The sequence below is a fragment of the Alteriqipengyuania sp. genome (genome assembly GCF_964222115.1).
Lineage (GTDB): Bacteria > Pseudomonadota > Alphaproteobacteria > Sphingomonadales > Sphingomonadaceae > Alteriqipengyuania.
The window spans coordinates 1-5874 of sequence record NZ_CAXQBM010000018.1 but is presented as its reverse complement, the minus strand read 5'-3'; the positions used below and the strand labels follow the sequence as shown (position 1 = coordinate 5874).

Genomic DNA, 5874 nt, shown 5'->3' with positions numbered 1-5874 from the left:
GGACGATGGCCTCGAAACGATCGCGGCCCTGCGCGAAGAGTGCAACATAGACCTGCCCGCAATCCTGATGGGGGGTAACGTGTCAGGCGCTGTGGAGCGGGCGACGCGGGAGGGCATCATCTGCCTCAACAAGCCGGTCGATCCGCAGGATATTCGCCTGATCCTGGAGGGTGGGTGCGACGCGATGCCCGAGCCGGAAGGCAGCTAGCGTGACGATACGGAGTTAGATCACACCCACGGCGCGCGCGGCGCGCACGCAGGATGTCCGCTTGGTCACACGAAACGCGTCGAAAATGACCTTGAGGTGCGACTTTACGGTATTGCTGCTGATCGAAAGCGTGTCCGCGATTTCGGCGTTGGTCGCGCCCCCGGCCAGCAATTGCAGCACCTCCATCTGGCGCGGGGATAGGCTGGGTACCGCGCCCGTATCGCCAGCGAGCTCCACTTGGCGACCGAAATCCCCCACGGCAGTTTCGCCCTCACCGTTTTCGCCAAGCCGGTAGAAGGTTCTTCCGGCCAAGGCCTCGCTGATCGCCTTGAATAGTACGGCGTCGTCTTCCGACTTGTGGACGAAACCGACCACGCCGAGCTTGCGCATCTCGGAGATCGGGGGGGCAGTGTTGATGCCCGACAGGATCAGCACTGGGATCGCGTGCGACCGGCGGATCGCGTCGACAAATGCGAGGCCATTCATCCGGCTCATGATGAGATCGCAGACGATCAGATCGTAGGCCACGCCGCTTTCCAGCTGCTCGATCAGTTCCAGCGGGCATTCGTAGGGTGCCACCCTCAGCCCCTGGCCCTGTCGTTCGAGCATCATGGTGAGACCGGTCAGGAACATCCGGTGATCGTCCACAATCGCAATCGACTGGGGATCGGCAAGGCCGTGTCCGTTGGCGGTTGGTGGCTTCACGATTGTCAGTGCCCCGATCGGGAAGGACTCGCTCCCCGACCGTCGGGAATGTCCTCCATTTCACACTTGGACCACGCGATCATGCGGAAGAATATACGGATGTAAAGCTGCTGGGCGATGACGCTTTGCAAGCTGCGTCACCTTATTCCGGCAAGTTTACCCTCAAGCGATTGTTCCTCAACGCCTTTATCTGCGGGATATTATCAAGGCGCGAGCTCTGACCAGTTCGATCATCTCTCCTGAATGCTGAAGAGATGGTGGGCGCGGCAAGGATTGAACTTGCGACCCCACCCGTGTGAAGGGTGTGCTCTACCACTGAGCTACGCGCCCGGCACGCCATTGCTCGGAATGGGCCGAGGCGCGCCTTTGCCAATCCAGACCGATCAGTGCAAGCGCTTTAATCGACCCGTTCAGTCGGCAAGGGCGCGGACCATCGCCGCGAACCAGCCATCGCTGCTGCCCGTGCGCGGTTGGCGCACGGCTGCAGGCTGTTCGGGGCAGCCGAGGCAATAGGCACGCATGCCGGGCGCTTCGATCAGGCGCTGCATATCGCGTGCGATGCGGGCGGGCGTTTCGGCCTGCCGGCGAGCCGTCACCGCGAACAGGTCGCCCCCCGCATTCCGCGCATCGTCGCCGATGAGAATCTGGCTCAGCAGCGTCTGGAATTCGTCTTCCCCGCTGCCAAGGAAGCTGGCGTGCCAGTCGCCTTCTTCCAGCTCTGCCTGTCCGGCCACCCATGCCAGCGCGTCGTCGAGATCGCCGAACTGGTCGACGAGCCCGTTCTGGCGAGCGGTTCCACCGTCCCACACGCGACCCTGGCCGATTTCGTCGATCTGGGCGGTGGTTTTCTTGCGGGACTGCGCGACAAGACGGAGAAAACGATCATAGCCGTTTTCGATCGAGGCTTGCAGGATCTGCTCGGTCTCCGGATTGAACCCGGCGACAAAATCGGGCTGGCCGGAAAGCGGCGTCGTGGCGACGCCATCGGCGCTCACCCCCCAGTCGTCGGCCAGGCGTTCGAAGGTCGGCAGCACGGCGAAGATGCCGATGGAGCCGGTGATGGTCTCGGGCTCGGCAAAGATGCGGTCCGCCGGGGTCGAGACCCAGTAGCCGCCGCTCGCCGCGACATTGGCCATGCTGACCGCCACCGGGATATCCATCGCCTTGTGCCGCAGGATCGCTTCGCGAATCGCTTCCGATGCGAGCACGGAGCCGCCCGGTGAATCCACCCGCACGACGAGGCCCTTCAGATTGTCGTCGAGCGCATCATCGAGCAGCTTGGCGATCCGGTCGCCACCGGCGGTGCCGGGTCCTGCTTCGCCATCGACGATCTCGCCTGCGATGGTCACTACGCCGATCGCGTCGCCATCATGGTCGAACGGGTTGTCCGCCAGCCACGTCGCCAGGTCGGTCTGCGCGAAGGCGCCGGGGGCCTTGTTGCCCTTGTCCTCACCCGCGATCTTGGCGACCCGCTCGCCAAAGGCGGTCCAGCTGCCAAGCTGGTCGACGATCCCTGCCGACTTGGCCGCTGCGGCAATATCGCCATCGGCAGAGGCGATCCATTGCGCCGGAGTTTGCGAAACGCGGTCGATATCGATCTTGGGCCGCGCCTTCTTCACGCGCGCCTGCCACTCGCTCCACAATTCGCCGTAGAGCGCCTGGGCGTTCTCGCGCGCAGGGCCCGACATCGAATTGCCGAGATAGGGCTCCACCGCGGATTTGTAGGTACCGACCTTGTAGACGCGCGCATTGACGCCCAGCTTGTCGAGCAGTTCGCCGTAATACAGGCGGTTGCCGCCAGGGCCCGCGATCAGCGCACCGCCGAGCGGATCGAGCCAGACTTCGCTGGCATGCGCTGCGAGCCGGATGCCGTCATCGGTATAGGCTGTGCCGTAAGTGAGCACCGGCTTGTCCGCCGCCTTCACCGTGTCCAGCGCCTCGCCGACTTCGCGCAGGTGCACGGCGCCCGCGCCGAGGAATGTACGCAGGTCGAGCACGACCGCCTTGATCCGGTCGTCATCGGCTGCGGTTTCAAGGGCGTGGACCACTTCCTGCACATCGTGCTCCCCGGTCGGGGCCTGACCGGAGAACAGCGTAGCGAAGGGATCGATGGGAGATTTCTCCTCGACGATAAAGCCATCGAGATTGAGAACCAGCGCGCCTTCCTTGACCGCTGCGGGGTTGGGCCGGGCGGTGAGTATGGCGAACAGCAGTGCGAAGAACAGCAGCAGGAAAACCAGCGACAGGCCGTCCTTGATCGCTACCAGCAGTTTCCAGACGTTTTTCGCAAATTCCATCGACATGCCCCTTGTCGTTCATTGGTCGCTCGGGCCAATTTTCGGCCCACGAGACTCACCTTTCCACGCCTAACGATGCAATCGCGACCCTGCCAGCCGAATGTGCTTGAGCGGTCAACATGGCTCGACTAGGGACATGGCTTTAATGGCATCAGCAGGTCCCCCTTCCGGCTCCTCTCGCTTCCCCGCGGGCGGACACGCCTTTCCGCACCCCAGCCTGACGGGCATCGCCCAGCTCGAACGGCACGAGATTCTCTACCTGCTTCACGAGGCGGAACAGTGGGTCGAGTTCAATCGCCAGCCGGACAAGCATTGCGACTTGCTGGCGGGGATGACGATCATCAACGCCTTCTTCGAAAACTCCACCCGCACGCTGCTCAGCTTCGAGATCGCGGGCAAAAGACTGGGCGCGGACGTTGTGAACATGCACGCCGCGCAGTCGAGCGTGAAGAAGGGCGAGACCCTGCTCGATACCGCGATCACGCTGAATGCGATGCGCGCCGATGCCATCGTCATTCGCCACGGCTCCAGCGGCGCGGTCGACCTGATCGACGGGAAGGTGGACTGCCCGGTGCTAAACGCGGGCGACGGGAGCCATGAGCATCCCACACAAGGCCTTCTCGATGCGCTGGCGCTGCGCCATGCGCTGGACGAGCGGGGCGAGGGTGCGGAGGATTTCACCGGCCTCACCGTCACGATCTGCGGCGATATCGCCCACAGCCGCGTCGCACGCTCGAACATTTTGTGCCTGCAAGCGCTGGGGGCAAGCGTGCGGGTCTGCGCGCCACCTGCACTGATGCCTGCGGGGATCGAGATGATGGGTGCGGAGCCCTTCGTCGATTTCGATGCCGCACTGGAAGGTGCGGACGTGGTGATGATGCTGCGCCTCCAGGCCGAACGGATGAGCGGGCAGTTCATCCCCTCCAAGCGCGAGTACCACCATCTCTATGGCCTGACGCAGGAGCGATTGCAGCGCGCTGCGCCCGATGCGCTGGTGATGCATCCCGGCCCGATGAACCGGGGGGTAGAGATCGACAGCGATGTGGCCGATATGCTCGACCGCTCGATCATCACCCGGCAGGTGGAAATGGGCGTGGCGGTGCGGATGGCGTGCCTCGACGTGCTGACCCGCCGCGCGCGTGGGCTACCAGGCTGGGAAGGTCCACTGGGACGGGGCCAGTGGCAGTGAGGGCGCAGCGATGAAGCAGGGCAGGCCGATCTCCATCGTCAACGGGCGGGTCGTTACGCCCGACGGGATCGTGGAAGGGGTGGTGCGGATCGTCGAGAGTGCGATCGCGCAGGTCGGCGCGGGCAATGCGCAATCCGATGACGAGGTGATCGATGCGAGAGGGGCGCTGGTGGTGCCGGGCCTCGTCGATTTCGGCGTGTTCGCAGTGGACAAGCCCGCGTTCCATTTCGGCGGGATCACGCGCGCGGCGCTGATGCCCGACCAGTCCCCGCCGCTCGATCTGCCGAGCCGGGTCAATTACATCGCCAAGAGCGGGAAGCCCGATTTCTGGGTCCATCCGCTCGCCGCTGCGACCCGCGCGCTGGAAGGGCGCGAACTGGCCGAGGTTGCGCTGATGCGCGAAGCGGGCGGCCGCGGCATCGCGACAGGGCGGCAGTGGATTGCTGACAGCGGCGTGATGCTGCGCGTGCTGCGCTATGCCGCGATGCTCGATCTGGTGGTGGTCTCCCATGCGGAGGATAGCGGGCTGGTCGGCTCGGCAGTCGCCACGGCGGGCGAGATGGCCACACGGCTCGGCCTGCCGAGTGCGCCGCCGCAAGCCGAAGCCCTTGCGGTGGCACGCGACATCGCGCTGGCCGAGATGGCCGGTGCGCATATCCATTTCCGTCAGGTGACGACCTCCGCCGCGCTCGATCTGGTACGCGCCGCAAAGGCCGAGGGGCTGCGGGTCAGCGCCGGGGTAACCCCTGCGCATTTCATGCTGTCGGACCTTGCGATCGGGGATTTCCGCACTTTCGGACGCCTGTCCCCTCCCTTGCGCAGCGAACAGGATCGCCACGCGGTGATCGCGGCCATCGCCGACGGGACGATCGACGTGATCTCGAGCGGGCACGACCCGCGCGGGCCGGAGGACAAGCGGCTGCCCTTCAGCGACGCCGAACCGGGGATGGCGGGAGCAGAAACACTGTTCTCCACCACGCTCACGCTGGTGCGCGACGAGGTGATCGACATGGCCCGCGCATTCGACCTGCTGGCAGGGGCTCCGGCGCGTCTGCTTGGCGTGGAAGCGGGGGCGATCCGCGAAGGCTACGAAGGCGATTTCGCGCTGGTCGATCCGGAAAAGCCGTGGGTGGTCGACCGGCGCAAGATGGCCGCGACCGCCGACAATACGCCGTTCGACGGCCAGCCCATGCAGGGCCGGGTTCTGGGGCTATGGAAGGGCGGCGTCAGGGTCGACTGACGTGTGCGCTCGGCTAAAGCCGTTCGTCCTGAGCTTGTCGAAGGGCGAACACAGCGCGCCGTTCGCGGTTCGACAGGCTCACCACGAACGGTCCGAGAAGGAGGTGCCTGTCTATCGGCTGGCGACGCGACGCCCGGAGTCGAGCGTTCCGGGCAGCGGCCTGCTTTCGTCCCATGCAATGCAGCCCTGGCCCTTGGCCTTCACCGCAGAGCATACTGCGCGTGCGCTGGACGCG

Annotated in this window: 5 protein-coding genes and 1 tRNA gene; 3 read left to right on the top strand and 3 right to left on the bottom strand. The window is 65.0% G+C overall.

Annotated elements, in window-relative coordinates; translation table 11 throughout:
* Positions 1 to 208, top strand: a 208-nt coding sequence (locus ACEQXE_RS03275) for a hypothetical protein (RefSeq protein WP_370177495.1), incomplete at its 5' end; no start/stop codon positions are given.
* 15 nt (positions 209 to 223) lie between these two features.
* Here ACEQXE_RS03275 and ACEQXE_RS03270 read toward each other — a convergent pair.
* The 3 genes from ACEQXE_RS03270 to sppA form a co-directional block, all read right to left on the bottom strand.
* Positions 224 to 913 carry a response regulator transcription factor gene (locus ACEQXE_RS03270; protein WP_370177494.1) on the bottom strand — a complete coding sequence of 230 codons (690 nt, stop codon included), beginning with the start codon at positions 911 to 913 and terminating at the stop codon, positions 224 to 226.
* Between the two features lie 255 nt (positions 914 to 1168).
* Positions 1169 to 1243, bottom strand: a tRNA-Val gene (locus ACEQXE_RS03265).
* An 80-nt stretch (positions 1244 to 1323) separates the two neighbouring features.
* Positions 1324 to 3210: a signal peptide peptidase SppA gene (gene sppA / locus ACEQXE_RS03260; protein ID WP_370177493.1), complete on the bottom strand. Its 1887-nt coding sequence runs from the start codon at positions 3208 to 3210 to the stop codon at positions 1324 to 1326.
* Positions 3211 to 3355: 145 nt separating this feature from the next.
* Here sppA and ACEQXE_RS03255 point away from each other — a divergent pair, with 145 nt between their 5' ends.
* Both ACEQXE_RS03255 and ACEQXE_RS03250 read left to right on the top strand, forming a co-directional pair.
* Positions 3356 to 4399, top strand: coding sequence for an aspartate carbamoyltransferase catalytic subunit (locus ACEQXE_RS03255; RefSeq protein WP_370177492.1), 1044 nt, complete (start codon positions 3356 to 3358; stop codon positions 4397 to 4399).
* A 10-nt stretch (positions 4400 to 4409) separates the two neighbouring features.
* Positions 4410 to 5639 carry a dihydroorotase family protein gene (locus tag ACEQXE_RS03250; RefSeq protein ID WP_370177491.1) on the top strand — a complete coding sequence of 410 codons (1230 nt, stop codon included), beginning with the start codon at positions 4410 to 4412 and terminating at the stop codon, positions 5637 to 5639.
* The last annotated feature ends 235 nt before the right edge of the window (positions 5640 to 5874 follow it).